23 protein-coding genes are annotated in these 26,124 nt (G+C 64.0%); 14 read left to right on the forward strand and 9 right to left on the reverse strand.

The features are described from left to right. Positions 1-2 precede the first annotated feature (2 nt). From DNK59_RS13920 to DNK59_RS13935, 4 genes are read right to left on the reverse strand one after another with little or no spacing between them, the layout of a single operon-like run. Positions 3-560 carry a DUF4136 domain-containing protein gene (locus DNK59_RS13920; RefSeq protein ID WP_092319264.1) on the reverse strand — a complete coding sequence of 186 codons (558 nt, stop codon included), beginning with the start codon at positions 558-560 and terminating at the stop codon, positions 3-5. 36 nt (positions 561-596) lie between these two features. Continuing rightward, entirely contained in the window at positions 597-1,205 is a 609-nt protein-coding gene (locus DNK59_RS13925) for a DUF4136 domain-containing protein (RefSeq protein WP_110723555.1), read from the reverse strand. Between the two features lie 11 nt (positions 1,206-1,216). Next, complete coding sequence (locus DNK59_RS13930) at positions 1,217-1,966, reverse strand: methyltransferase (RefSeq protein WP_110723556.1); 750 nt, start codon at positions 1,964-1,966, stop codon at positions 1,217-1,219. Continuing rightward, positions 1,963-2,268 carry a MazG-like family protein gene (locus DNK59_RS13935; protein WP_022642072.1) on the reverse strand — a complete coding sequence of 102 codons (306 nt, stop codon included), beginning with the start codon at positions 2,266-2,268 and terminating at the stop codon, positions 1,963-1,965. Before DNK59_RS13935 ends, DNK59_RS13930 begins: the two co-directional genes overlap by 4 nt. A gap of 184 nt (positions 2,269-2,452) precedes the next feature. Here DNK59_RS13935 and DNK59_RS13940 point away from each other — a divergent pair, with 184 nt between their 5' ends. Together DNK59_RS13940 and DNK59_RS13945 are read left to right on the forward strand one after the other, a co-directional pair. Further along, positions 2,453-2,746 carry a hypothetical protein gene (locus tag DNK59_RS13940; RefSeq protein ID WP_110723557.1) on the forward strand — a complete coding sequence of 98 codons (294 nt, stop codon included), beginning with the start codon at positions 2,453-2,455 and terminating at the stop codon, positions 2,744-2,746. A gap of 67 nt (positions 2,747-2,813) precedes the next feature. Further along, a complete protein-coding gene (locus tag DNK59_RS13945) occupies positions 2,814-4,160 on the forward strand; it encodes an MATE family efflux transporter (protein WP_092319256.1) in 1,347 nt (448 codons plus the stop codon). On the opposite strand, the gene DNK59_RS13950 is transcribed toward DNK59_RS13945, so the two are convergent. From DNK59_RS13950 to DNK59_RS13970, 5 genes are all read right to left on the reverse strand, one after another. After that, entirely contained in the window at positions 4,154-5,023 is an 870-nt protein-coding gene (locus tag DNK59_RS13950) for an alpha/beta hydrolase (RefSeq protein WP_110723558.1), read from the reverse strand. The two genes, DNK59_RS13945 and DNK59_RS13950, sit on opposite strands and share 7 nt — an antisense overlap. A 117-nt stretch (positions 5,024-5,140) precedes the next feature. Then, the gene (speA, locus tag DNK59_RS13955) at positions 5,141-7,054 is read right to left on the reverse strand and encodes an arginine decarboxylase (protein WP_092319252.1); all 1,914 of its coding nucleotides are present in this window, start codon (positions 7,052-7,054) and stop codon (positions 5,141-5,143) included. A 223-nt stretch (positions 7,055-7,277) separates the two neighbouring features. After that, on the reverse strand, positions 7,278-7,649 hold the full coding sequence (locus DNK59_RS13960) for a translation initiation factor Sui1 (protein ID WP_015634001.1): 372 nt from the start codon (positions 7,647-7,649) through the stop codon (positions 7,278-7,280). 198 nt (positions 7,650-7,847) lie between these two features. Next, positions 7,848-8,384 (reverse strand): NUDIX hydrolase, encoded by a 537-nt coding sequence (locus tag DNK59_RS13965; RefSeq protein ID WP_092319250.1) that lies wholly within the window; start codon positions 8,382-8,384, stop codon positions 7,848-7,850. A gap of 3 nt (positions 8,385-8,387) precedes the next feature. Then, positions 8,388-9,455 carry a DUF2333 family protein gene (locus DNK59_RS13970; RefSeq protein WP_092319248.1) on the reverse strand — a complete coding sequence of 356 codons (1,068 nt, stop codon included), beginning with the start codon at positions 9,453-9,455 and terminating at the stop codon, positions 8,388-8,390. Between the two features lie 288 nt (positions 9,456-9,743). On the opposite strand from DNK59_RS13970, the gene gcbA reads away from it, so the two are divergent. From gcbA to DNK59_RS14030, 12 genes are all read left to right on the forward strand, one after another. Next, positions 9,744-11,414 carry a diguanylate cyclase GcbA gene (gcbA, locus tag DNK59_RS13975; protein WP_092319246.1) on the forward strand — a complete coding sequence of 557 codons (1,671 nt, stop codon included), beginning with the start codon at positions 9,744-9,746 and terminating at the stop codon, positions 11,412-11,414. 971 nt (positions 11,415-12,385) lie between these two features. Continuing rightward, entirely contained in the window at positions 12,386-13,429 is a 1,044-nt protein-coding gene (locus tag DNK59_RS32500) for a methyl-accepting chemotaxis protein (protein WP_371920286.1), read from the forward strand. A 311-nt stretch (positions 13,430-13,740) separates the two neighbouring features. Next, the gene (aroQ, locus tag DNK59_RS13985) at positions 13,741-14,193 is read left to right on the forward strand and encodes a type II 3-dehydroquinate dehydratase (protein ID WP_092319242.1); all 453 of its coding nucleotides are present in this window, start codon (positions 13,741-13,743) and stop codon (positions 14,191-14,193) included. 48 nt (positions 14,194-14,241) lie between these two features. Further along, positions 14,242-14,703 (forward strand): acetyl-CoA carboxylase biotin carboxyl carrier protein, encoded by a 462-nt coding sequence (gene accB / locus DNK59_RS13990; RefSeq protein ID WP_060837344.1) that lies wholly within the window; start codon positions 14,242-14,244, stop codon positions 14,701-14,703. Positions 14,704-14,720: 17 nt separating this feature from the next. After that, complete coding sequence (gene accC / locus DNK59_RS13995) at positions 14,721-16,082, forward strand: acetyl-CoA carboxylase biotin carboxylase subunit (RefSeq protein ID WP_060837343.1); 1,362 nt, start codon at positions 14,721-14,723, stop codon at positions 16,080-16,082. Positions 16,083-16,323: 241 nt separating this feature from the next. Continuing rightward, the gene (prmA, locus tag DNK59_RS14000) at positions 16,324-17,202 is read left to right on the forward strand and encodes a 50S ribosomal protein L11 methyltransferase (RefSeq protein WP_092319240.1); all 879 of its coding nucleotides are present in this window, start codon (positions 16,324-16,326) and stop codon (positions 17,200-17,202) included. Between the two features lie 30 nt (positions 17,203-17,232). Beyond that, positions 17,233-18,537 carry a DUF3426 domain-containing protein gene (locus tag DNK59_RS14005; RefSeq protein ID WP_110723560.1) on the forward strand — a complete coding sequence of 435 codons (1,305 nt, stop codon included), beginning with the start codon at positions 17,233-17,235 and terminating at the stop codon, positions 18,535-18,537. A 196-nt stretch (positions 18,538-18,733) separates the two neighbouring features. Then, positions 18,734-19,747, forward strand: coding sequence for a tRNA dihydrouridine synthase DusB (dusB, locus tag DNK59_RS14010; RefSeq protein WP_016968220.1), 1,014 nt, complete (start codon positions 18,734-18,736; stop codon positions 19,745-19,747). Beyond that, on the forward strand, positions 19,744-20,064 hold the full coding sequence (fis, locus tag DNK59_RS14015; RefSeq protein ID WP_003186237.1) for a DNA-binding transcriptional regulator Fis: 321 nt from the start codon (positions 19,744-19,746) through the stop codon (positions 20,062-20,064). Before dusB ends, fis begins: the two co-directional genes overlap by 4 nt. A gap of 81 nt (positions 20,065-20,145) precedes the next feature. Further along, positions 20,146-21,753, forward strand: a complete 1,608-nt coding sequence (gene purH / locus DNK59_RS14020; RefSeq protein WP_092319234.1) for a bifunctional phosphoribosylaminoimidazolecarboxamide formyltransferase/IMP cyclohydrolase — start codon at positions 20,146-20,148, stop codon at positions 21,751-21,753. A gap of 169 nt (positions 21,754-21,922) precedes the next feature. Further along, complete coding sequence (gene purD / locus DNK59_RS14025) at positions 21,923-23,212, forward strand: phosphoribosylamine--glycine ligase (protein ID WP_110723561.1); 1,290 nt, start codon at positions 21,923-21,925, stop codon at positions 23,210-23,212. Positions 23,213-23,311: 99 nt separating this feature from the next. After that, positions 23,312-26,098, forward strand: coding sequence for a hybrid sensor histidine kinase/response regulator (locus tag DNK59_RS14030; protein ID WP_110723562.1), 2,787 nt, complete (start codon positions 23,312-23,314; stop codon positions 26,096-26,098). Positions 26,099-26,124 lie beyond the last annotated feature (26 nt).

The following is a 26,124-nucleotide window of genomic DNA, read 5'->3' on the forward strand; positions in this document are numbered from 1 at the left end:
CCCTAGTGCGGCGGATAGTTCTGCAAGATACGCATCACCGTATTACGCACCGCTGCGCTGCGATCCACCGGGCTCGGCGAGCTGCTGAGCAACTGCTCGTCGCTGCCGCGCCAGACCAGCTTGCCGTCCTGGCCGTCCAGCAGGTCGATCTGGATGGTCGCCACCTTGTAGGTGATGTTGCGCGTCTCGTTGTACATCGGCCCGCCCCAGTAGCCATTCCACGGGCCGCCCCAACCGCCACCGTAGTTGGTGGTGACCTGCTGCTGGCGGTCCTCGACGATCAGGTAGGCCTGGACCTTGAGATCGGCCCGGGCTGCGCCCTGAACCGGGCGCAGGCCACGCTGGTCCAGTTGCTCGGCCACGGCCTGGCGGATGCGCTGCTCGGTCAAGTCGCTCTTGATCCGCGGATCATCGGGGCGGTATTGCAGGGCGGGTTCTTTCCAGCTCCAGCTGCGGTAGGCGCCAAAGTCCCGGCTGGCGTCGAAATCATGATTGACCTGGTTGGCGGCACAGGCGCTGAGCAAGGCGGCACAGACCAGTAACGCGATTCGATGGAACATGCTGTTTCTCCGATTCAAGAACAACCACCGGTGGCCCTAACTGGGAGGATAGGCCGCCATTGCCTTTTGCACCGCCTCACGCAAGGCATCGGCTCGCTCGCTGAGGCTGCCACGGCTGCTGGTTTCAGCGCTGGCGCTCCATACCGGCTGGCCGCTGGCGCCGTCATACAGATTGACCCGAACCACCACCACTTCGACCTCGTAGGTGCGCACCACCGGCACGCTGCCGTACATGCCGTAGCCCGGGCCATAACGGTTATAACCGCCGTAACCGCCATAGCCGTAGTCGTCCTGGACCTGGCGCAAGCGCTTCTCCAGGTGCAAGTCGGCACTGACCCACAGGTCCGCCGGCCGCTTGTCATGCACCGGACGCAATCCCTGCTGGTCCAGCGCGTTGCTCACCGCCTCGGCAATCTGCGCCGAATCGGCCCAGGCCGAGCCGTTGGGCAGGCGCCCATTGAGCCAGGCCCAGTTGCGGTAGCGTCCATAATCGCGCGGCGCCGCCGGGTAGGCGCTGCGATCGAAGGTATTGGCCGCTTGCGGCGGCGCCGGCGGCAGCGGGTTGCTGCTGGCGACGTAGGGGTTGCTGCCCTGACAGGCGGCAAGCCCCGAACACAGGAAGATCAGACCCAGGCGGCGTTTCATTGCGCACTCCGTTAGACCGGCCGGCACAGCCAATGCAGATAACGCCCAAGGCCGGCGAAACTTGGGTGTCGGCGGTGAGCCAGTTCCATTTCCAGCAGGTCCGTCAGCTCGGCCCGAGCCTGGAACTCCACCGGCATGTAATCGTGGAAAACCCGCACTCCGCTCTGGGTTTCGACTCGCCACAAGCCATCAAGTTGCGCCGCCAGCTCGCGCGGATCAAGCGGTTGTTGCGGAGTCAGGCTCTGCTTTTCACCGGCCATGTCGTTCTTGCGCATCTTGCGGAAGTGGCCCTTGAGCAGGTTGCGGTAGACCAGCGCATCGCGGTTGTAGAAGGCCAGGGACAACCAGCCATCGACGCGGGTCAACTGGTGCAGTACCGGCAGGATTGCGTGGGGCTCGGCCAGCCATTCCAGCACTGCATGGCAGAGCACCAGGTCGTAGGGCTCGGTCAGTTGCCCCAGCAGTTCCTGCCAGGGCGCCTGGATGAAGGTCGCCTGCTGCCCGGCCTCGGCAAAGCGCTGGCGGGCGCCTTCGAGCATCGGCGCGGCGGGCTCGGCCAGGGTCACCTGGTGCCCGTGTTCGGCCAGCCACAGGGACATGTGCCCCAGCCCCGCGCCGATATCCAGTACCCGCAACGGTCGCTCGGGCAGGCTTTCCTTGAGGTCGGCCTGCAGCACCGCGAGACGGATCGCGCCCTTGGCGCCGCCATAGATCTTCTCGGCGAAACGGGTCGCCAACTGGTCGAAATGCCGATCGCTCATGGGCAGAACCGCCGTTCGCTGTCCGCCAACTTGCTGCGCACCACCTGGTCCATGTCCAGCCCCAATTCGCTGCACAGCAACAGCAGGTAGAGGACGATGTCGCCCACTTCCTGGCCGGCATGGGCCAGCTTGTCAGCCGGCAGTTGCCGGGACTGGTCCTCGGTCAGCCACTGGAAGATTTCCACCAGTTCGGCCATCTCGACGCTGGCGGCCATGGCCAGGTTCTTCGGGCTGTGAAATTGCCGCCAGTCGTTGTGGTCACGGATGGCATGCAGGCGTTGGGTCAGTTGCTCTAGGTTCATCGGGGTCTCCTGAAGGGGTATAGCTTCCGGGGGATGGGCGTGGGACGCAAGAGCGCTTTCGCCGGCAAGTCGGCTCCTACAGAATGTGCCCGCCCTGGCAGCTTCTATGCTTGGCAGGGAACTCGCCACGGGCATCCATGGCCCAAGGCTCAGCTCAGGCCCCTTCTTTGATCAGGACGCATCCATGCAGGTAGAAAGCTTCTTCGAATGGCTTGGCCAGGCCATAGGTTCGGTCATCCGTTTCATCGTCGACCTGCTCAGCGGGTTGTTCAGCAGCCTGACCCACGCTGGCGGCAACTTCGTCGATGGGCTGGCCCGGGCCCTGGGCATGGATACTTCGATCGTCAGCCTCATCGGCCTGATCATCGGCCTGATGTTCCTTTACTGGGCGATCCGCGCCTTCATGCGCGCCTCGATCATCCTCGGCATCATCTGGCTGGTGCTGGGCCTCTGGCTGCTGAGCTGGCTCATCCACTGACGCGGCGCTAAACCCTCGGCGCATCCCGGCGCCGGGGCTACAATGCCGGCTCTCGCAAGGAGCCCGCATGTCCCCCCTGATCACCGATTGGCGTCATCGCCCCACCCATCGCCGCGTCTGGGCCCTGGCCGCGCCGATGATCCTGTCGAACATTTCCGTGCCGCTGGTGGCCCTGGTGGACAGCACCGTCATCGGCCACCTGCCCCACGCCCATCAACTGGGTGCGGTGGCAGTCGGCGCCAGCCTCTATACCTTTCTGGCCTGGGCCATGGGTTTCCTGCGCATGGGCGCCACCGGTTTCGCCGCCCAGGCCGCCGGACGCGGCGACGGTGCGGCGCTGCGCCAGATCCTGCTCCAGGGCCTGCTGCTGGCCCTGGGCCTGGCGCTGCTGCTGGGGGCGATTGGCGTGCCGCTGAGCGGTGCGGCCCTGCACCTGATGCAACCCTCGGCGGACCTGGACCAGATGACCCGGGCATTTTTCCACACCCGCCTGCTGGGCCTGCCCGCGGCCCTGGCCAGCTTCGCCCTGGTGGGCTGGTTCCTCGGTACGCAGAACGCCCGGGCACCGCTGAGCATCCTGCTCAGCACCAACCTGGTGAACATCGCCCTCAACCTGTGGTTCGTCCTCGGACTGGACTGGGGCGTGGTGGGTTCGGCGCGGGCCTCGGTGGTGGCCGAATGGACCGGCGCACTGATCGGCCTGGCCATGACCCGGCCAGCCCTGCGCGCCTACCCGGGGCAGATTGCCTGGGCCGCCCTGCGCCGCTGGCAGAGCTGGCGCCCGTTGCTGGCGGTGAATCGCGACATCTTCATCCGCAGCCTGGCCCTGCAATCGGTGTTTTTCCTGATCACCGTCCAGGGCGCGCGCCTGGGCGATGCCACGGTGGCGGCCAATGCCCTGCTGCTCAATGGTCTGTTGCTCACTGCCCACGCCCTGGACGGCCTGGCCCACGCGGTGGAAGCCCTGTGCGGCCACGCCATCGGCGCCCATGACCGCCAGGCCCTGCGCCGCTCGCTGGTGGTGGCCGGGGGCTGGTCGCTGCTGGCCAGCCTGGGTTTTGCCACGCTGTTCCTGCTCGGTGGCCACCTGTTCATCGAAATGCAGACCGACATCGCCGACGTGCGCCAGACCGCTTTCACCTACCTGCCCTACCTCGCCGTGCTGCCCTTGATCGCGGTCTGGAGCTACTTGCTCGATGGCCTGTTCATCGGCGCCACCCGGGCCCGGGAAATGCGCAACGGCATGCTCCTCACCGTGCTCCTGCTGCTGCCCTTTGCCTGGGCCCTGCAAGGCCTGGGGAACCACGGCCTGTGGCTGAGCTTCCTGCTCTTCATGCTCCTGCGCAGCCTGACCCTGGGCGCCTTCGCCTGGCAGCTGGAGCGGCGCGACGGCTGGTTCGCCGGCGCTCACTGAGTCGCTTCGACAAAACCGCTGACCCGCTCCAGCACCGGGGCCAGCCCGCGCAAAGGGCGGGACAAGGCGGCCACCAGGGTGGCGTGATTGGTGCGGGAGAAATAGAACTCCTGCACCGGCACCCCCGCCGCTCGCAGTTTGTTGGCCAGGCCTCCGGTATTGCGCTGCGGGTTGACCAGGGAATCCTCGTTGGAAGCAATCAACAGTGCCGGCGGCGCGCCCTGGCTGACGTGATTGATCGGTTGCGAGTCCGGTGGCGAATCGGGGTAGAAAAACACCGGGCGCACCTCCAGGTTGCGAATGGGTAGAAAGTCATAGGGCCCGGCCAGGCCGATCCAGCCCTTGATGATCCGTGGCGTCAGCCCGACTTGCCCCAGCAAGCGCGAGTCCAGGGCGAGCATGGCCGCGTTGTAGGCACCGGAACTGTGCCCCATCAGATACAGCCGCCGCGGGTCGGCGCCAAACTCGCCGATATGTTCATGAGTCCAGGCCACGGCGCGGGCCGCGTCTTCGAGAAAGGCCGGGTAACGCACCTGCGGATACAGCCGGTAGTCCGCCAGCACCGCCACCATGCCCCGGGAGGCCAGGGCCTCGCCGACAAAGTCGTAGTCCGAACGTGAGCCGCTGTTCCAACTGCCACCGTAGAAGAACACCACCACCGGCGCCCCAGGAGCCGCCTGCCGAGGCTGATAGACATCCAGCTTCTGCCGCGGATCGCTGCCGTAGGCAATGTCCCGGGTCTTGATGAAGGTGCTGCCGGGAGTCAGGGAGTTGAGCAGCTTGAGCGGCGAACAGGCCGCCAGCAGGCTCAGCACCAGGGCGCCACACAACAGGCGCCACGTGCCATGGGTTGTATCGCTCATCGCTCCCCCTTTGTATCGGCCACCACGGACAACTGTGTTCAGGCTAGCTGCAAAGGTTGAATCGCAGGCAAAAAAAACCCACCGCATGCGGTGGGTTTTCAGGGGTGGCGCTGAGCCTCAGGACGACAGGTAGGACGAGCGGGTCAGGCCCAGGCGCAGTGCGTCGAGGAACTGGGTGCGCTCGGCGGTGCTGATCTTGGCGCTGGCCACTTTGTCGCGGTAGTGAGTCATCAACTCCTCTGGCGACAAGTGCACGTAGCGCAGCATGTCCTCGATGGTGTCGTGAGTCTCGATCCCGGCGTGGTACACGCTGCCGTTGGCCCGCTGGTAGATGTTCACCGAGTCGGTGTCGCCGAACAGGTTGTGCATGTCGCCAAGGATTTCCTGGTAGGCACCCACCAGGAAGATCCCCAGCAGGTAGTCCTCGCCCTCGTTGAGGCCGTGCACCGGCAGACTGGTCTCGATGCTCTGCTCGTCGACGTATTGCTTGATCTTGCCGTCGGAGTCGCAGGTCAGGTCTTGCAGCACCGCGCGACGCAGCGGCTCTTCATCCAGACGGTGCAGCGGCAGGATCGGCAGCACCTGGCCGATGGCCCAGGTGTCCGGCAGGCTCTGGAATACCGAGAAGTTGCAGATGTACTTGTCCGCCAGCTTGTCGTTGAGTTCGTCCAGCACCTGGCGGTGGGAACGCTGACGGGCCTTCAACGAGTTGTGCAGGCGACGGCACACGGCGAAGTAGCACTGCTCGGCCAGGGCTTTCTCGGCCAGGGTCAGCTTGCCATCGGCGTACTGGGCGGCGACGTCGCTCATGTAGTGCGTGGCGCGCCAGTAGGTTTCGGTGACCATCTCGATGTCGGTCGGACCCAGCAGGTCCACCAGCCATTGCACGGTTTCCGGCAGCTCTTCCTTGTTGTCGATCTTCGGCACGTCGTCGTTGTGCTTCTCGACGTCGGTCACCTGCACCACCAGCATGGCGTGGTGGGCGGTCAGGGAACGACCGCTCTCGGAGAAGATGTGCGGGTGCGGCAGGCTCTGCGCGTCGCAGAATTCCTTGAGCATGCCCACCACCACGCCGGCGTAGTCGTCCATGTCGTAGTTGATCGAACTGGCGTTGCGCGAGTGGGTGCCGTCGTAGTCCACGCCCAGGCCGCCGCCGACGTCGATATGATCCACCGGCAAGCCAAGGTTGCGCAGTTCGCCGTAGTAGCGGATGGCTTCCTTGAAACCGTGCTGGTAGTCCGCCAGGTTGGCGATCTGCGAGCCCATGTGGAAGTGCAGCAGGCGGATGCCCTGATCCAGGCCGGCGGCGCGGAAGCGCTCCACCACCGACAGCAGTTGCGCCGCCGACAGGCCGAACTTGGATTTCTCGCCGCCGGTGTCGGCCCACTTGCTCGACGCCAGGGACGACAGGCGCACCCGCAGGCCCACCTGTGGCTTGACCTTGAGCGAGGCGGCTTCCTCGATCACCAGGCCCACCTCGGACTCTTTCTCGATGACGATGAACACGTTGTGGCCGAGCTTCTGGCCCATCAGCGCCAGGCGGATGAACTCACGGTCCTTGTAGCCGTTGCAGACGATGGTGCCGCCTTTCGGCGCCAGGGCCAGGACCGCCAGCAGCTCCGGCTTGGAACCGGCTTCCAGGCCGATGGAGACGTTCTGGGTGGCGATGATGTTCTCGATCACCGCTTCCTGCTGGTTGACCTTGATCGGGTACAGCGCGGTGTACTTGCTCTGATATTCCAGGCGCGCGATGTTGGCGTCGAAAGCGCCGGTCAGCTGACGCACGCGGTCCTGGAGAATGTCCGGAAAACGCACCAGCAACGGCAAGGACAAACCGCTCTTGCGCAGTTCGTCGACCTGCTCGAACAGATCGATGGGCAAGCTGCTCGGGCCGTTCGGGCGAACTTCGACGCGACCGGCGTCATTGATCGCGAAATACCCGGCCCCCCAATGGCGAATCCCGTAGACACTGCGGCTGTCCGCAACTGTCCATTGGCTGCCATCGTCTTTACGTGTGCGTCGTACGGACATCGAAGTCCCCTATAAAGAAGTCATAGAGCGCCGCCCCAATCCGGGGTCGGCGCAGTCTAAAGAATGAAAATGACGATTAGCCTGCAAGCGCAATAGACCGCGCCTGCCGTGCCGAGTTTAGAAACCGTTCATGAACAGGCTCTGTGAAAACCATGGGAGACGACGCCAGCGTCCTGAGCGAATCAAGACCGGGTCCAGTCAGAGGTGGTTTTCACAGAGGCTGCTAGCCGCCGGACTTCTTCGCCTTGAAACCGTGCTTGACCAGTTCGGCCAAGAGTAGCTCGACATGGTCGCCCTGGATTTCAATGACGCCGTCTTTCAGCGCGCCACCGGTGCCACAGCGCTTCTTCAAGGTGGTCGCCAGTTCCTTGAGGGCGTCTTCGGCCAGGGGCACGCCGGTGATGGTGGTCACCGTCTTGCCGCCACGGCCCTTGCTTTCGCGACGCACGCGAGCAATGCCGTCGCCGGCCGGAATCACGGTTTGTTTGCAGATACAGGCGGCCACCGGCTGGCTACAGTCCGGGCAATGTCGACCTGCGTCGGTGGAAAACACCAGGCCACCAAGGGCGGCGAAGGATGCGGCTTTTTTGGCCACCGGCAATCCTCTTGGGAGGACAAAGACTGGTCGAAGCACATGGCGGTGCCATCGACCGCGAAGCCCCACTCAGGCAGGGGCAGCGCTACTGAGCCGGCGCGCTTGCAACAAGCGCCGCCGGTTCAGCTTGAAAAGGCGCGCAGTGTAACGGCAAAAAGCCCGGTTGCTAAGAGCCAATCAGCGTCAATTTATGCAACTTTAACGACGGCGCGCCAGATAGCGTTGCAAGGCCGCCAGGGAGTCCGGGCAATAGGGCTTTTCATGGATTTCCCGCAGCACCTGGTCCAGGGGAATGAAGTGCGCTTCGAGGACTTCTTCCGGCTGCAGGCGCAGCGGACCGTCCCACACGGCAGAGAACGCCGAACACCAGAGACGATTGCCGGTGTCCTCGAAGAAAAAGTGATCGTGGGCGGTCAACTCGACCCCGCTTACCCCCAGTTCCTCTTCCAGCTCCCGAGCGGCGGACTCAGCATAGCTTTCCGTCGCCAGGACCATGCCGCCGGCGGCGACATCCCAGTAGCCCGGGTAGATGGCCTTGCTCAGGGTGCGCCGATGCACGCACAACTCACCGGCGGAATTGAACAGCATGATGTAGGTGCCACGGCCAATCAGGCCGCGCTCGCGCAGCTCGGAACGGACCATGGCACCCAGCAGCTGGTCTTCGCCATCGACCCAGGCAATCTCTTCAGCATCGGAGGCGGCGCGATGGGCCGCCTCATTGGTGGTCGCAACCATGGATCAGCCTTGATTGAGCAGTTGGCGCAAGTCGATGACCGCCGCGTTGGCCCGGGAAATATAGTTGGCCATCACCAGCGAGTGGTTGGCCAGCACGCCGAAGCCGCTGCCATTGAGGATCATCGGGCTCCAGACCGGCTCCTGGGAGGCCTCCAGTTCACGGATGATCTGGCGCACGCTGACGGTAGCGTTCTTCTTCGCCAGCACGTCGGCAAAGTCCACTTCGATGGCACGCAGCAGGTGGGACAGGGCCCAGGCCTGGCCACGGGCCTCGTAGAACACGTTGTCGATCTGCATCCATGGGGTTTCCTCAAGCTCTTCATCGACCTGAGGAACCTGGCCGGGAGCGACCACTTCGGTTTTCAGGGCAGTGTTGAGCTTGACGCGACCAACACTGGCCGACAGCCGTTGGGACAGTGAGCCCAGGCGCGTCCCCACGTCACCCAGCCAGTTGTTCAGGTTGTCGGCACGAGCATAGAACTGCGCGGTCTTCTGGTTCGGATCGGACAGGCGCGCCTGGTAGCGGCTCAGGGAGTTGATGCCATCCTGATATTCCGACTCGCTGGACGGCAGCACCCAGCTCTTGTTGTCGAAGTTGAAGCGCGGCTCGGCCTTGGCCAGGTCGGCATCCTCGGCGGACTGGGACTGGGAGCGGGCGAAGTCCTTGCGCAAGGCGCGGGTCAGGTCGCGAACCTGGACCAGCACGCCGTATTCCCAGCTCGGCATGTTGTCCATCCACAAGCCCGGCGGAAAACGGTCGTTGGAGATGTAGCCACCCGGTTTGTCGAGCAAGGTGCCAGCGACGGTCTTGAGGGTTTCCACGGTGGTGTAGCCCACCACCATCTGCCGGCCGGCCTTCTCGGCGGCAATCTGGGCATTCTGCTGGACCGGAAACAGCGCCGGCTCCTGGCTCCAGTACCAACCCAGGCCACCGGTCACCAACAGATACAGACCCAGCAAGGTGGCCAGGGCGCGACTGAACAGCAGGCCACCAAAATAGCTGCGTGTCGCCGACTTGGGTTCGGCAGCACGCTCCGGCGCGCTGCCTGCGCGATTCTTCCAATCCAGCATGGCTATGTCCTTTCAATCACTTGGGTTCATCGGTTCGACCACAACCCTACTCCATCGTGCCTTGCCTTGACGGGATAAATCTTCCGGCAAATGCGCGCCGCGCAATGATTGCGAATCAGGCGATCACTATAAATGAAGCACAGTCCCGAGCCTATGCGACCAGACGGTCAGGAACTGAATGGCCTCGCCTCGCACATTATTGACGCACGACACTCATGGGACGCAAAAGTGGTGCTAGCATAGAGCCACCAGTCGATCTCAGCATGCACCCTAACTAGTAGTCAGGATATGACCGAGCCAGAAGACCCCAGCCGTGAGCGCCTCAAGCACCACTTTGCCCAGCGGGTAATTCATCAGGCACGTCAGATTCTTGAGATATGGCAGCGTCTGCAACGCAGTGAATGGTCCACCAGCGACATGTCCGAACTGTGCGAGGCCAACCTGCGCCTGCTGCGCTTCGCCGAACGTTTCGAGCAGCCCGAACACACTCAACTGGCCCGCAGCATCAGCCAGTCTCTTGAGGCGGTGGATGCCAATCGCGGCCGCCTTAGCAGCACCCTGATCACCGATCTCAACCGCCTGATGCAGCGCCTGTCGCGCACCGGCCTGCGACACGGCGACCAGCTGGAACAGACCTTCCTGCCGCCTTTGCGCAAGCCGATCTACGTCATGCTGCAGGACCACGACCGCGCCGAACGCCTGGCCAAGCAGCTGGAGTTCTTTGGCCTCAGCGCCCAGTCCCTGGACAGCATTGCGGCCTTTCGCTCATCCATGGTCGAACGCCTGCCGGCCGCGATCGTCATCGATGTCGACTTTTGCGGCCCCGGCATGGGCCTGACACTGGCGGCCGAGGCCCAGGTCGGCCTGGAGCAGAAACTGCCGCTGCTGTTCTTCAGCCTGCATGAAACCGATACCCCGACCCGCCTGGCCGCCGTACGCGCCGGTGGCCAGGAGTTCCTCACCGGCACCCTGGAAGCCTCCAGCCTGCTGGAGAAGATCGAAGTACTGACCTGCGTGGCCCAGTACGAACCCTATAAAGTGCTGATCATCGATGACTCCCGGGCCCAGGCGCTGCACACCGAACGCCTGCTCAACAGCGCCGGGATCGTCACCCGCACCCTGATCGAGCCGATCCAGGCCATGGCCGAGCTGGCGGACTTCCAGCCGGACCTGATCATCCTCGACATGTACATGCCGGCCTGCACCGGCACCGAACTGGCCAAGGTGATCCGCCACAACGACCGCTACGTCAGCGTGCCGATCATCTACCTGTCCGCCGAAGACGACCTGGACAAGCAACTGGACGCCATGAGCGAAGGCGGCGACGACTTCCTGACCAAGCCGATCAAGCCGCGGCACCTGATCACCACCGTGCGCAACCGCGCGGCCCGGGCGCGCAACCTCAAGGCGCGGATGGTCCGCGACAGCCTCACCGGCCTGTACAACCACACCCATATCCTGCAACTGCTGGAAGACTGCAGCTTCCGCGCCCGCCGCGAGAACAAGCCGCTGAGCTTCGCCATGCTCGATATCGACCACTTCAAGCGGGTCAACGACAGCCACGGCCATCCCATGGGCGACCGGGTGATCAAGAGCCTGGCGCTGTTCCTCAAGCAGCGCCTGCGCAAGACCGATTTCATCGGCCGCTACGGCGGCGAGGAATTCGCCATCGTCATGCCCGACACCGATCAGGAAGCCGCCTGCAAGGTGCTCGATGAAATCCGCCAGCGCTTTGCCGAGATCCACTACCCGGCCCAACCCCAGGACCTGTGGTGCACCTTCAGCGCGGGGGTGGTGGAGATGCAGGAAGACTCCGACAGCCTGATGATGGCCAGCCAGGCCGACGAAGCCCTGTACCGCGCCAAGCACGGTGGCCGCAACCGGGTACAGGCCGCGCGGCAATCAAGTCAAAGTGCCACCTTTTCATCCGAATCCACTGATTCGGTCATAACCTTGTAATACAAACGCAATAAATTCAGGCGCTTACCATTTTCGCCGTTGGTAGAGCCCCGATGCGCCTGAAGCTGCTGACCAATCTCAATACCCTGTTGCTCGTTGCCGTTTGCCTTGCCCTGGGGGCAACGCTGTGGTGGTCGCAACGGGCCCTGGAACGCCCCTATCTATTGATGGAGCGTTACCTGGGGCTGTCCCAGCAGTTTCAGAATCAAGTGGCACGCAATATCGAAGACTACCTGGCCAGCGGCGATGCCCTGCGCCTGAGCGGCGCGACCCAGGCCCTGGAATCCCTGCAGGGCGAGCTTGGCGAACTGCCAGCCCCGCTGGCGCAGAGCCTGCGCCCGAGCCTGGCCAGCCTCGACACCTTCAGCAAGAGCGACCTGCTGGCGGCCGGCAAACTGGCAGGCGATCCCCAGGCGCTGCTGTTGCAGGCCGAGCGCGAACTGGGGGCCAACCTGGAGCAGCTCAGCCAGTACGCCAGCGGAGCCAAGAGCCCGGACGCGACCCATTACCTGCCGTTATTGCTCAGCGCCTCACAGCACCTGGGCAAACTCTCCCTGGCCCGCGACAAGCTGGTGAGCAGCGGCCGCAGCGAACTGGCCGCCGATGTCGAACGCGAACTCAACAGCATCCGTGCCCAGGCCGACCGGCTTGAAGCCCTGCCTTTATTGGGCGTGGCTGCCAGTAGTGACTCCGGCACCGATGATTTCGCCGCCATGATGGGCCTGGAAAACACCCAGAAAGCCGCCGCCGAAGACGCCGGCATCAGCCTCAAACGCGAGCTCAACAGCCTGCTCAACCGCTACCCGGCAGAACTTGAGCGCACCCGCGAACAGATCCAGAAACGCGCCGACCTCGCCGCCGCCACCCTGCTGAAAATCACCGCCGTGCGCCAGGCCATTGCCGAGCTGGAGCCAGCCGTACGGGCCCAGCACGGGCAGATCCAGGGCGAAGTGCGCTTGATGCAGGGGCTGATGATCGCCCTGATCCTGCTGATCGCCCTGGTCATCGACACCTTGCAGCGCAAGCTCGCCAGGGTCCTGACCAACCTGGCCCCGGCCCTGTCGACCTGGGCCGAAGGCGACTTCAGCCGACCGATCCAGCTAGGCAAGACCAACCGCGAACTGCACGCCATCGAAGAGTCCCTGAACCGTCTGCGCGCCTACCTGGTGGACCTGGTGGGCACCATCCGCCAGAACGCCGAGCAAGTGGCCGGCAGCAGCCGCGCCCTGGCCGACCTCAGCAGCGGCCTGCACAGCGGGGCCGAGCGCCAGGCCGGCGACACCGCGCAGATCCGCGATGCCCTGGGGGAGCTGGAAGCCACTATCCAGCAGGTCGCCGGCGACGCCAGCCAGGCCGCCGATGCCAGCCGTAGCGCCGGCCTCGCGGTGCAACAGGGGCAGAAAGTCATCGGCCTGAGCCTCACCGGCCTGCATGCCCTTGTAGGGGAAGTCCAGGGCAACGCGCAGATGATCGAGCATCTGGCCCAGGAATCGGCCACCATCGGCGGCGTGCTGACGGTGATCCGCTCCATCGCCGAACAGACCAACCTGCTGGCCCTCAACGCCGCCATCGAAGCTGCCCGCGCCGGAGAGATGGGCCGCGGCTTCGCCGTGGTCGCCGAAGAGGTGCGCTCCCTGGCCCAGCGCACCGCCGGTGCCACGGCAGAGATCCAGACCCTGATCGCCGGCCTGCAAAGCGCCGCGCAGCAATCGGTGCAAGGCATGCGTGCCCAGGTGGAACACGCCGAAGCCACCGCCAGCCAGGCCCAGGCCGCCGACGGCGCGCTGGATGAAATCGTCGGAGCGATCCAGACCATCGCCGACACGGCAGTGCGCATCGCCGATGTCACCGCCCAGCAAAGCGGCGCGGTCAGCGAGATCCGCGACCACAGCGAACGCATCCATCAACTGGGCGGCGACAACCTGCTGCGCATCGGCGAAGGCCGGGCCCAGGGCGAGAACCTGCTGGACCTGGGTGGTCAACTGCACACTGCGGTGCAAGCCTTCCGCGTCTGAGCCGGTTTCGCGCCCCGCGTCGCTGCCAACCGGACCAGGTCCTGGCGGCCTTCTGCGCTGCGGGACATTGCGGCTCATGGCGCAAGATCACAGCGCCCGCCCCCCATCTCAACCCAACATCGGCGAAATCGACGCCAGGCACTGCAGTGCTCCCTTCTTGCGGGCAAGTGACCGGATTTCATCAGTCAGTCACATATTTTGCGCAAACATCGCTCATCGTGCTGGCTATTGCCGAGAACTGGACAGTCATAAAGTCTTTCCGGCATAGTCGCCGGGTTCTGACAACAGCCCCCGATAACAAGGAACGACCGATGGCCACCCTACTGGTGCTTCACGGCCCCAACCTGAACCTGCTCGGCACCCGTGAACCGGGGGTCTACGGTGCAACCACCCTGGCCCAGATCAACCAGGATCTGGAGCAGCGGGCCCGTGATGCCGGGCACCATCTGCAGTACCTGCAGAGCAATGCCGAGTACGAATTGATCGAGCGCATCCATGCCGCCCGCGATGAAGGCGTGGACTTCATTTTGATCAATCCAGCAGCTTTTACGCATACAAGCGTCGCATTACGTGACGCGCTGCTGGCGGTGAGCATCCCATTCATCGAAGTGCATCTATCCAACGTGCACAAACGCGAAGCTTTCCGCCATCACTCCTACTTCTCCGATGTTGCGGTGGGAGTGATCTGCGGCCTTGGCGCCAGCGGTTACCGACTGGCCCTGGAGGCCGCCCTAGAACAGCTTGAACGACAGGCAAGTGCTTGAACGACAGGCAATAAACGCCCCTGACCGACCCTTGGGAGTTGATGATTCATGGATATCCGTAAAGTTAAGAAACTGATCGAGCTGCTGGAAGAGTCCGGCATCGACGAGTTGGAAATCAAGGAAGGCGAAGAGTCCGTACGCATCAGCCGTCACAGCAAGACTCCAGCCCAGCAGTACTACGCTCCAGCCCCAGTGGCCGCTCCCGCTGCTGCGCCTGCCGCTGCCGCCGCCCCGGCCGCTGCTGCTCCTGCCGCCCCGGCTGCACCTGCGCTGAACGGCACCGTGGCCCGTTCGCCAATGGTCGGTACGTTCTACCGCAAGTCTTCGCCTACCTCGCCAGCCTTCGTTGAAGTCGGCCAGAGCGTGAAGAAAGGCGACACCCTGTGCATCGTCGAAGCGATGAAGATGATGAACCACATCGAAGCTGAAACCAGCGGTGTGATCGAATCCATTCTTGTCGAAGACGGCCAGCCGGTTGAGTACGACCAACCGCTGTTCACCATCGTTTGAACCGCGGAGAGTCTTTGATGTTGAAGCCTGCGAAGTTGGAAAAAGTCCTGATCGCCAACCGCGGCGAAATCGCCCTGCGGATCCTGCGTGCCTGCAAGGAAATGGGGATCAAGACCGTCGCCGTCTACTCCAAGGCCGACAAGGAGCTGATGCACCTGGGCCTGGCGGACGAATCCGTTTGCATCGGGCCTGCGCAAGCCGCGCAGTCCTACCTGCACATCCCGGCCATCATCGCGGCCGCTGAAGTCACTGGCGCTACGGCGATCCACCCTGGCTACGGCTTCCTGGCGGAAAACGCCGACTTCGCCGAACAGGTGGAAAACTCCGGCTTCGCCTTCATCGGCCCGAAAGCTGAAACCATCCGCCTGATGGGCGACAAGGTTTCCGCCAAGCACGCGATGATCGCGGCCGGCGTTCCTACGGTTCCAGGTTCCGACGGCCCGCTGCCGGAAGACGAGGAAACCGCACTGCGCATCGGCCGTGAAGTCGGCTATCCAGTGATCATCAAGGCCGCTGGCGGCGGTGGTGGTCGCGGCATGCGCGTGGTGCACAAGGAAGAAGACCTGATCGCCTCGGCGAAGCTGACCCGCTCCGAAGCCGGCGCGGCGTTTGGCAACCCGATGGTCTACCTGGAAAAGTTCCTGACCAACCCACGTCACGTGGAAGTTCAGGTGCTGTCCGACGGCCAGGGCAATGCCGTCCACCTGGGCGATCGCGACTGCTCGCTGCAGCGCCGTCACCAGAAGGTCCTCGAAGAAGCCCCGGCACCGGACATCGACGAGACTGCGCGCCAGGAAGTCTTTGCCCGTTGCGTCAAGGCCTGTATCGACATCGGCTATCGCGGTGCCGGTACCTTCGAGTTCCTGTACGAGAACGGCCGCTTCTACTTCATCGAGATGAACACTCGTGTGCAGGTGGAGCACCCGGTATCGGAAATGGTCACCGGCATCGACATCGTCAAGGAGATGCTCAGCATCGCCGCCGGCAACAAGCTGTCGTTCACCCAGGATGACGTGGTCATCCGCGGTCACGCGCTGGAATGCCGGATCAACGCCGAAGACCCGAAAACCTTCATGCCAAGCCCAGGCACGGTCAAGCATTTCCATGCCCCGGGCGGCAACGGCGTGCGCGTCGACTCGCACCTGTACAGCGGCTACGCGGTTCCACCGAACTACGATTCGTTGATCGGCAAGCTGATCACTTACGGCAGCAGCCGTGACGAAGCCATGGCGCGCATGCGCAATGCGCTGGACGAAATCGTCGTCGACGGGATCAAGACCAACATCCCGCTGCACCGCGACCTGACCCGTGACGAAGGCTTCTGCAAAGGGGGCGTGAACATTCACTACCTCGAGCACAAGCTGGCCGAGCAACACTGATCGGCACCCGCCACACCGACAAGGCCGCTTTCGAGCGGCCTTGTCGTATCCGCCCCTGCGCCCCGTAGGAGCGAGCTTGCTCGCGAACCACCCAGCGGCCATTGCGCGCATCCCCCAATCAACCGCCACCGCAACCCAGCACTCGGCATCCCCCCTCGCTCCCACGGGGCGTCTCGCGTAAACTTGCGCGCTTCTCGCGGCCCGCTAGGCTGCACATCACATATTTTCAAAGGTGCCCGCCATGCCTTGGCTGCAAGTCCGTCTCGCCATCAGCCCAGAACAAGCCGAAACCTATGAAGACGCTTTTCTTGAAGTCGGTGCCGTTTCGGTCACCTTCATGGACGCCGAGGATCAGCCGATCTTCGAACCCGAACTGAACACCACCCCATTGTGGTCCCACACCCACCTGCTGGCCCTGTTCGAAGGCGGCACCGAGGCCGCCAGCGTGCTCGCCCACCTGGAACTGCTGACCGGCGCTCCACTGCCCGAGCACCACAGCGAAGTCATCGAAGACCAGGACTGGGAACGCAGCTGGATGGACAACTTCCAGCCGATGCGCTTCGGCCAGCGCCTGTGGATCGTCCCCAGCTGGCACGCCGCGCCGGAGCCGGATGCGGTCAACCTGCTGCTGGACCCGGGCCTGGCGTTCGGCACCGGTACCCACCCGACCACCGCCCTGTGCCTGCAATGGCTGGATAGCCAGGACCTCAAGGACTGCAACGTACTGGACTTCGGCTGCGGCTCGGGAATCCTGGCCATCGCCGCGCTGTTGCTGGGCGCCCGCCACGCGGTCGGCACCGACATCGACATACAGGCCCTGGAAGCCTCCCGGGACAACGCCGGACGCAACGGCATCGCCGACGAGCTGTTCCCGCTGTACCTGCCCGAGCAATTGCCGCAGGTCCAGGCCGACGTGCTGGTGGCCAACATCCTGGCCGGCCCGCTGGTGGCCCTGGCTCCGCAACTGTCGGGCCTGGTCAAGTCCGGCGGGCGCCTGGCGCTCTCCGGCATCCTTGCCGAGCAAGGTGAAGAAGTGGCCGCGGCCTATGCCCAGGACTTCGATCTGGATCCGATCGCCACCCTCGATGGCTGGGTGCGCATCACCGGCCGTCGGCGCTAGAATGGCCGCCTGCATAATCCGGATGGCCGCATGACCGACAGTTTCGTCACCCAATGCCCACATTGCCAAACCAGGTTCCGCGTCAGCCACGCTCAACTGAGCGTGGCCCGCGGGGTGGTGCGCTGTGGCTCCTGCCTGCAGGTGTTCAACGCCGCGCGGCAATTGCTGGAGCAGCGCGCCGCGAAGGAAAGCGCAGCGTCCAGGCCGGTGGCGAAAGCGGCGCCCGCGCCTGCAGCAGCGCCTCCCGTCGAGCCACCAGCCGAGCCCGCCGCCAGCCCCACGCCAGCGGCGCCCCCCATGCAACGCGCCATCAGCCAGAAACAATGGTCGGCTGCCGAAATGGACCTGGATCACCTGGACCTCGACGAGGAGCTGGCCAAGCTCGAACAGCGCGAGATCCAGCCGGCCAAGGCCTTTGGCCAGGAGCGGGAACACAAGGAAGGCAGCCTCAGCGCCCGCCGCGACCCGCAGGACGCCGATGATGCCCACTGGCCCGACGGCCTGTTTGGCAGCGCCGCTGAACACGACGAGCCGCAACCTGTCGCCCTCAAGGTCCAGGCACAGCCGGACGAGCCCGCCCCCGAGCCGCCCCGGCAGAGCCGTACCGAACCGTCGCTGTCCTTCAACCTGGCGGACCTGGAAGACGAACCGAAAGCCCCCAAGCTGCGCCTGGATGACGACCTGGAGCCGTTCGACGCCCGGATCTCGGCAGACGGCGCCGAGCAGGACGACGAAGCGGACGCGCCCCATGGCAAGAAACGCCGCGAACGCAGCGAACCCGCCGTGGCGGAAGACGTCCTCTTGGACCTGGTGGATGACCCCATCCACCTCGACTGGCAGAAACGCCGCTCGCCCTGGGGCCGGCGCCTGCTCTGGCTGCTGTTGATCCTGCTGGCCGCTGGCGGCCTGGCGGGCCAGTACATCGCCTACCATTTCGACGAACTGGCGCGCCAGGACCAGTACCGCCCCTGGTTCCAGCAACTGTGCCCGGAGTTCGGCTGCACGGTGCCATCCCGGGTGGACATCGCCCGGATCAAGAGCAGCAATCTGGTGGTGCGCAGCCATCCGGAGTTCAGTGGGGCGCTGGTGGTGGACGCCATCATCTACAACCGTGCGCCGTTCTCCCAACCCTTCCCGCTGCTGGAACTGCGCTTCGCCGACCTCAACGGCCACCTGATCGCCAGTCGCAGCTTCAAACCCGGGGAATACCTGGGCGGTGAGATGCAGGATGTGGCGGAAATGCCGCCGCAGACGCCGATTCACATCGCCCTGGACATTCTTGACCCCGGACCGAAAGCCGTGAACTACAGTCTCAGTTTCCACTCGCCCGAGTGAATCGGCTGAACGAGCTGGCGAACAACTCTGAATTGAAGACAGATTTATGACTGCATCGCTCAGATTGATCCCGGAGCGATAACGGAATAACTGTTCAGATTTTATCCAATTCAGCCTTTATCCGGTCATCGAGAGCGGGTATCATGCCAACCCTTTTTCGAACTCCCATGATCCGGCCCCACAACAGGGAAGTCCTATGTCGGCGGTACGCATCGGCCCATATACATTGCACAACGGCTTGATTCTCGCCCCGATGGCGGGGGTCACCGACCAGCCCTTTCGTCAGCTTTGCAAGCAGTTGGGCGCGGGCCTTGTAGTCTCGGAAATGGTCACCAGCGACATGAGCTTGTGGAACAGCCGCAAATCGCGGTTGCGCATGATCCACGAAGGCGATCCCGAGCCACGCTCGGTACAGATTGCCGGTGGCGATGCACAGATGCTGGCAGACGCCGCCCGCGCCAACGTCGAGCTGGGCGCACAGATTATTGATATCAACATGGGTTGTCCGGCGAAGAAGGTCTGCAACAAGGCCGCCGGCTCCGCGTTGCTGAAAGACGAAGCCCTGGTCAACGAGATTCTCCAGGCGGTGGTGGCCGCGGTGGATGTACCGGTCACCCTGAAGATCCGCACCGGCTGGGACCGGCAGAACAAGAACGGCCTGACGGTGGCGAAGATCGCCGAACAGGCAGGCATCACGGCGCTGGCGGTCCATGGTCGGACCCGGGCCGACCTGTACACCGGTGAAGCCGAGTACGACACCATTGCCGCGATCAAGCAGGCGGTGTCGATCCCGGTCTTTGCCAACGGCGATATCGACTCACCCGAAAAAGCCCGGCAGGTCTTGCATGCCACCGGCGCCGACGGGCTGTTGATTGGCCGGGCCGCTCAGGGGCGGCCGTGGATTTTTCGTGAGATCGAGCACTTCCTGCGTACCGGTGAAACCCTCCCGGCACCAGAGCTGTTCGAGGTGGAACGTATTCTGCTAGAGCACCTGGCCGCGCTGCATGCCTTCTATGGGGAGGTCATGGGCGTCCGCATCGCACGCAAGCATGTGGGCTGGTATCTCGCAACCCTGCCGGGCGCCAGGGAGTTTCGCGCCCACTTCAATCGTTTGGAAGATACGGAAGCACAATGCGCCAACGTTCGTGAGTTCTTTGCCGGACGTTACAAGAGCCTGGAAACAGGGGACGGAGAAGGGGTGGCCGCATGACGATGATGACCGAGACTTTAGTGAGTGGAACAACACCCGTGAGCGACAACGTGAATTTGAAACAGCACCTCAATACCCCCAGCGAAGAAGGCCAGACCCTTCGCGGGAGTGTCGAGAAGGCGCTGCACAATTATTTCGCCCACCTTGAGGGCGCTGCCGTCACGGACGTGTACAACCTGGTGCTCTCCGAAGTCGAGGCTCCGTTGCTCGAAAGCGTGATGAACTACGTCAAGGGCAATCAGACCAAGGCCAGCGAACTCCTGGGCCTGAACCGCGGCACCCTGCGCAAGAAACTCAAGCAGTACGATTTGTTGTAAGCATTCAATCAAACCAGAAAGGCGCCCGCGTAAAAACGGTCGCCTTTTTTGCTGACTCCTTTGCTTTTGATGGAAATTGAGATGACCGACCAGACTACCCGCCTGCCGATCCGCCGCGCCTTGATCAGTGTTTCCGACAAGACCGGGATCCTCGAATTCGCCAAGGAACTGGAAGCCCTTGGCGTGGAGATCCTCTCCACCGGCGGGACCTTCAAGCTGCTGCAGGACAACGGCGTGTCCGCAGTGGAAGTGGCGGACTACACCGGTTTCGCGGAAATGATGGATGGCCGGGTCAAAACCCTGCACCCGAAAATCCACGGCGGTATCCTCGGTCGTCGCGGCATCGACGACGCCATCATGAACGAGCACGGGATCAAGCCGATCGATCTGGTGGCGGTCAACCTCTACCCCTTCGAAGCCACCATTTCCAAGCCGGGCTGCGACCTGCCGACCGCCATCGAGAACATCGACATCGGCGGCCCGACCATGGTCCGCTCGGCGGCCAAGAACCATAAGGACGTGGCCATCGTGGTCAATGCCAGCGACTACGCCGGCGTCCTGGAAAGCCTCAAGGCCGGTGGCCTGACCTACGCCCAGCGCTTCGACCTGATGCTCAAGGCCTTCGAACACACTGCCGCCTACGACGGCATGATCGCCAACTACATGGGCACCGTGAACCAGGCCGCGCAAACCCTGAGCACAGAAGGCCGCAGCGAATTCCCGCGGACCTTCAACAGCCAGTTCATCAAGGCCCAGGAAATGCGCTATGGCGAGAACCCGCACCAGAGCGCGGCGTTCTACGTGGAAGCCAAGCCTGCCGAAGTCGGCATTGCCACCGCCACCCAGTTGCAAGGCAAGGAGCTGTCCTACAACAACGTAGCCGACACCGACGCCGCCCTGGAATGCGTGAAGAGCTTCGTCAAGCCAGCTTGCGTCATCGTCAAGCACGCCAACCCGTGCGGCGTGGCGGTCAGCCCGGACGCCGAAGGCGGCATTCGCCAGGCCTATGAGCTGGCCTACGCCACCGACACCGAGTCGGCCTTCGGCGGCATCATCGCCTTCAACCGCGAACTGGACGCCGACACCGCCAAGGCCATCGTCGAGCGGCAGTTCGTCGAAGTGATCATCGCCCCGTCGGTGAGCGAAGAAGCCCGCGCCATTGTCGCCGCCAAGGCCAATGTGCGCCTGCTGGCCTGCGGCCAGTGGTCGGCCGACCGGGTTCCGGCCTGGGACTACAAGCGCGTCAACGGCGGCCTGCTGGTGCAGAGCCGTGATATCGGCATGATCAGCGCCGATGACCTGAAAGTCGTGACCAAGCGCGCCCCCACCGAGCAGGAGATCAACGACCTGATCTTCGCCTGGAAAGTCGCCAAGTACGTCAAGTCCAACGCCATCGTCTACGCCAAGAACCGCCAGACCATCGGTGTCGGCGCCGGCCAGATGAGCCGTGTGAACTCGGCGCGGATCGCTGCGATCAAAGCCGAACACGCCGGTTTGCAGGTCGCGGGTTCGGTGATGGCCTCCGACGCGTTCTTCCCGTTCCGCGACGGCCTGGACAACGCCGCCAAGGTCGGCATCACCGCGGTGATCCAGCCCGGCGGTTCGATGCGTGATGCAGAAGTGATTGCCGCTGCCGACGAAGCCGGCATTGCCATGGTCTTCACCGGCATGCGCCACTTCCGTCACTAACAGCAGTCACAAGCATCAAGCTGCAAGCGACAAGCCAGAGCCGATCGCAATCGCCCTTGCTTGCACTTGCAGCCTTTCTCATTCAAAGCCGCACGCCGCACTTCAGAGCGACCCAGATTGCTCTTCACTTGCAGCTTGCGGCTTGTAGCTTCCTCCGAAGGAGTCTGACTTGAACGTTTTGATCATTGGTAGCGGCGGTCGCGAACACGCCCTGGCCTGGAAAGTCGCTCAGGACCCACGGGTCGAAAAAGTATTCGTCGCCCCCGGCAACGCCGGCACCGCCATCGAAGCCAAGTGCGAGAACGTCGCCATCGACGTCCTGGCCCTGGAACAGCTGGCCGATTTCGCCGAGAACAATGTGTCCCTGACCATCGTCGGTCCGGAAGTGCCGCTGGTGGCCGGCGTGGTGGATCTGTTCCGCTCCCGTGGCCTGGACTGCTTCGGTCCGACCGCCGGCGCCGCGCAGCTGGAAGGCTCGAAAGCCTTCACCAAGGATTTCCTCGCGCGTCACAAGATCCCGACCGCCGACTACCAGAACTTCACCGAAATCGAGCCGGCCCTGGCCTACTTGCAGGAAAAGGGTGCGCCGATCGTGATCAAGGCCGACGGCCTGGCCGCCGGCAAGGGCGTGATCGTCGCCATGACCCTGGCCGAAGCCGAAGAGGCCGTGCGCGACATGCTCGCCGGCAATGCCTTCGGCGAAGCCGGTTCCCGCGTGGTCATCGAGGAATTCCTCGACGGCGAGGAAGCCAGCTTCATCGTCATGGTCGACGGCAAGAACGTGCTGCCGATGGCCACCAGCCAGGACCACAAGCGCGTCGGCGACGGCGACACTGGCCCCAATACCGGTGGCATGGGCGCCTACTCGCCAGCACCGGTGGTCACCGCCGAAGTGCACCAGCGGGTGATGGATCAGGTGATCTGGCCCACCGTGCGCGGCATGGCCGAGGAAGGCAATGTCTACACCGGCTTCCTCTATGCCGGCTTGATGATCGACAAGGCCGGCAACCCGAAAGTCATCGAGTTCAACTGCCGCTTCGGCGATCCGGAAACCCAGCCGGTGATGCTGCGCCTGCAGTCGAGCCTGGTGCTGCTGGTCGAAGCCGCCCTGGCCCAGGCCCTGGACAAGGTCGAAGCGCAGTGGGATCCACGCCCGAGCCTGGGCATCGTCCTGGCAGCCGGCGGCTATCCTGGTGACTACGCCAAGGGCGCGGCCATCACCGGCCTGGACGCGGCGGCGGCCCTGGAAGGCAAGGTCTTCCACGCCGGCACCGCGCTCAAGGACGGTCAGATCGTGACCTCCGGCGGCCGGGTACTCTGCGCCACCGCCATGGGCGACAGCGTCGACGCGGCCCAGCAGCAAGCCTACCGCCTGGCGGCCAAGATCGACTGGCAAGGCTGCTTCTACCGCAAGGACATCGGCTACCGCGCCATTGCCCGTGAGCGCGGTCAGGAGTAAAGCCGTCCCTGTCCCCGGCAAGGGCCTGGCGCCCTTGCCGTGCGGTCATTACGCCGCGCATAGTTATAATCAGGCATCAACCAATGAAGGGATTTCGCCGTGCGCTGGCTCAGGATCGCCTTAGGCTTCACCGTCACATTGCTGACCCTGCTCTGCTTGAATCCGGCCCTGGCCGCTCAAGGCAGTGGCTGGGCGGTGTTGCTCGACGAACAGGCCGATCTGCAGCTCAGTGACATCCGCTCCCCGCGCTACACCAACCAGTTCAGCCCTATCGAGCTGGACAAGCTGACCGCAGCCGAACCCGATGGCGCGCTGTGGCTGCGCTTCAAGCTGCAACCCGGGCCCCACGAACAGATCCTGCGGATCTTCGCCCCCGACCTGTCCCACCTGAATCTCTACGTGCTCGACGGCGACAAGCTGATCGAGCAAGTGAACACCGGCTCCAGCCAGCCACAAACGGAAAAGCCCCTGCCCAGCAGCGACTTCATGCTGCCGCTGCCGCAAAGCGCCAAGCCGCTGGAGGTCTACCTGCGGCTGGTGTCCGAACACGAACTGCGCCCCTACATCACCCTGCAATCGGCGGTGATGAGCGCCGCCGACCAGAGCCAGACCCTGATCTACGGCCTGTTGTTCGGCTGCCTGGCGATGCTGATCCTGCATAACCTCACCCGCTTCGCCTACACCCGCTCACGCAGCAGCCTGTGGCTGGCGGCCTGTGAGGGACTGTTGACCCTCAGCCTGCTGATGCTGCTGAACCTGTTCGGCCCGTGGCTGCCGGACTGGCAAGCCTTGCAGACCCCGGGCGCCTACCTGGCGCTGCTACTGACTGCGCCCTGCGGGATGATGTTCGCCTACCGTTTCTTCGCCCCGCTGGGCCCTCACCCGCTGAACCGGTTGCTGCTGGGCAACATCCTGCTGATCAGCCTGTTCGGCCTGTTGCTGCTGTTCGTCAACACCCTGCCGCTGAACATCATCACCTACAGCCTGGTGGCCCTGGCCGGCCTGAGCATGTTGTTCGTCGGCGCCTATCACTGGCACAAGGGCTACCGCCCGGCACGGCTGTTCGTCACCGCCATGGTGATCTTCAACCTCGGCACCCTGGTGATTCTCCCGGCCCTGCTGGGCCTGACCCTGGTGGCCCCGCAAGGGCTGATCGTCACCCTGATGAGCGTGGTCTGCGTCGCCGGCCTGTTGATGAGCATTGCCCTGGGCGAACGCCAGCGCGACATCACCGAGAACCGCTTCAGCGTCAGCCGCGACCTGGCTGCCAGCACCGCCGAGGTCAACGCCAAGGCCGAGTTCCTGGCCAAGATCAGCCACGAGATCCGCACCCCGATGAACGGCGTGCTGGGCATGACCGAGCTGCTGCTGGGCACCCCGCTGTCGGTCAAGCAGCGCGACTACGTGCAAACCATCCACAGCGCCGGCAACGAGCTGCTGACCCTGATCAACGAGATCCTCGACATCTCCAAGCTGGAGTCCGGGCAGATCGAGCTGGACGATGTGCAGTTCGACCTCAATGCCCTGATCGAGGATTGCCTGAGCATCTTCCGGGCCAAGGCCGAACAGCAGAACGTCGAGCTGATCAGCTTTATCCAGCCCCAGGTGCCGCGCGTCATCAGCGGTGACCCGACGCGCCTGCGCCAGGCGCTGCTGAGCCTGCTGGAAAATGCCCTGAAGAAGACCGACGAGGGCGAAGTGCTGATCGTCGTCGCCATCGACGAGCGCAGCAGCAAACCGCGCCTGCGCATCGCCGTGCAGGACAGCGGCCAGCCCATGGACGCCGAGGAGCGCGAAGCGCTGCTGCACACCGAGCTGCACAGCAAGAACTTCCTCGCCACCACCCGCCTGGGGGGCAACCTGGGCCTGGTCATCGCCCGTCAGCTGATCCTGCTGATGCACGGCGAATTCGGCATCAAGAGCGGCACCAACCAGGGCAGCACCCTGTGGCTGACCCTGCCCCTGGACGCCGAGCGCCTGGAGCACCCGACCGCCGACCTCGATGGCCCGCTGCAGGGCGCGCGGGTGCTGGTGGTGGACGACAACGACACCTGCCGCAAGGTCCTGGTGCAGCAATGCAGCGCCTGGGGCCTGAACGTCAGCGCCGTGCCTTCGGGCAAGGAAGCCCTGGCCCTGCTGCGGACCAAGGCGCACCTGCGGGACTATTTCGATGTGGTGCTGCTGGACCAGAACATGCCCGGCATGACCGGCATGCAACTGGCGGCCAAGATCAAGGAAGACCCGAGCCTGAACCACGACATCCTGCTGATCATGCTCACCGGCATCAGCAATGCGCCGAGCAAGGTGATTGCGCGCAATGCCGGGATCAAGCGCATCCTCGCCAAGCCGGTGGCCGGCTACACCCTCAAGACTACCCTGGCCGACGAGCTCAATCAGCGCGACAAGGCCCCTGCCGCGCCCTACAACATGCCCCTGACCCCGGCCCCGGGGCCTGAGCCGGTCACGGTTCCCAGCGACTTCAGCATCCTGGTGGCCGAGGACAACAGCATCTCCACCAAGGTCATCCGCGGCATGCTGGGCAAGCTCAACCTGCAGCCCGACACCGCCAGCAACGGCGAGGAAGCGCTGCAGGCGATGAAGGCCAAGCGCTACGACCTGGTGCTGATGGACTGCGAGATGCCAGTGCTCGATGGTTTCTCCGCCACCCAGCAACTGCGTGCCTGGGAAGTGGGCAACCAGCGGGTGCGCACCCCGGTGGTGGCGCTGACCGCGCACATCCTCGCCGAGCACAAGGAGCGCGCGCGCCAGGCCGGCATGGACGGGCACATGGCCAAGCCGGTGGAACTCTCGCAACTGCGCGAGCTGGTGGAGCACTGGGTCACCCAGCGCGATCTGCGCGAACGCAGCGCCGCCCACACCAGTTGAGCCGACAGCCCGGGCGGCGCCTGTTA

This window comes from Pseudomonas sp. TKO26, assembly GCF_003225665.1.
Classification (GTDB): domain Bacteria; phylum Pseudomonadota; class Gammaproteobacteria; order Pseudomonadales; family Pseudomonadaceae; genus Aquipseudomonas; species Aquipseudomonas saponiphila.

Excerpts from the sequence above, each read along its gene's own strand:
- accC (WP_060837343.1), top strand. The coding sequence starts at position 14,721 with ATGTTGAAGCCTGCGAAGTTGGAAAAAGTCCTGATCGCCAACCGCGGC.
- dusB (WP_016968220.1), top strand. The coding sequence starts at position 18,734 with ATGTCGGCGGTACGCATCGGCCCATATACATTGCACAACGGCTTGATT.
- DNK59_RS13950 (WP_110723558.1), bottom strand. The coding sequence starts at position 5,023 with ATGAGCGATACAACCCATGGCACGTGGCGCCTGTTGTGTGGCGCCCTG.
- fis (WP_003186237.1), top strand. The coding sequence starts at position 19,744 with ATGACGATGATGACCGAGACTTTAGTGAGTGGAACAACACCCGTGAGC.
- DNK59_RS32500 (WP_371920286.1), top strand. The coding sequence starts at position 12,386 with ATGATCGCCCTGATCCTGCTGATCGCCCTGGTCATCGACACCTTGCAG.
- prmA (WP_092319240.1), top strand. The coding sequence starts at position 16,324 with ATGCCTTGGCTGCAAGTCCGTCTCGCCATCAGCCCAGAACAAGCCGAA.
- gcbA (WP_092319246.1), top strand. The coding sequence starts at position 9,744 with ATGACCGAGCCAGAAGACCCCAGCCGTGAGCGCCTCAAGCACCACTTT.
- DNK59_RS13920 (WP_092319264.1), bottom strand. The coding sequence starts at position 560 with ATGTTCCATCGAATCGCGTTACTGGTCTGTGCCGCCTTGCTCAGCGCC.
- accB (WP_060837344.1), top strand. The coding sequence starts at position 14,242 with ATGGATATCCGTAAAGTTAAGAAACTGATCGAGCTGCTGGAAGAGTCC.
- DNK59_RS13930 (WP_110723556.1), bottom strand. The coding sequence starts at position 1,966 with ATGAGCGATCGGCATTTCGACCAGTTGGCGACCCGTTTCGCCGAGAAG.
- DNK59_RS13945 (WP_092319256.1), top strand. The coding sequence starts at position 2,814 with ATGTCCCCCCTGATCACCGATTGGCGTCATCGCCCCACCCATCGCCGC.
- DNK59_RS13970 (WP_092319248.1), bottom strand. The coding sequence starts at position 9,455 with ATGCTGGATTGGAAGAATCGCGCAGGCAGCGCGCCGGAGCGTGCTGCC.
- DNK59_RS13965 (WP_092319250.1), bottom strand. The coding sequence starts at position 8,384 with ATGGTTGCGACCACCAATGAGGCGGCCCATCGCGCCGCCTCCGATGCT.
- DNK59_RS13940 (WP_110723557.1), top strand. The coding sequence starts at position 2,453 with ATGCAGGTAGAAAGCTTCTTCGAATGGCTTGGCCAGGCCATAGGTTCG.
- DNK59_RS14005 (WP_110723560.1), top strand. The coding sequence starts at position 17,233 with ATGACCGACAGTTTCGTCACCCAATGCCCACATTGCCAAACCAGGTTC.
- aroQ (WP_092319242.1), top strand. The coding sequence starts at position 13,741 with ATGGCCACCCTACTGGTGCTTCACGGCCCCAACCTGAACCTGCTCGGC.
- speA (WP_092319252.1), bottom strand. The coding sequence starts at position 7,054 with ATGTCCGTACGACGCACACGTAAAGACGATGGCAGCCAATGGACAGTT.
- purH (WP_092319234.1), top strand. The coding sequence starts at position 20,146 with ATGACCGACCAGACTACCCGCCTGCCGATCCGCCGCGCCTTGATCAGT.
- DNK59_RS13925 (WP_110723555.1), bottom strand. The coding sequence starts at position 1,205 with ATGAAACGCCGCCTGGGTCTGATCTTCCTGTGTTCGGGGCTTGCCGCC.
- DNK59_RS13935 (WP_022642072.1), bottom strand. The coding sequence starts at position 2,268 with ATGAACCTAGAGCAACTGACCCAACGCCTGCATGCCATCCGTGACCAC.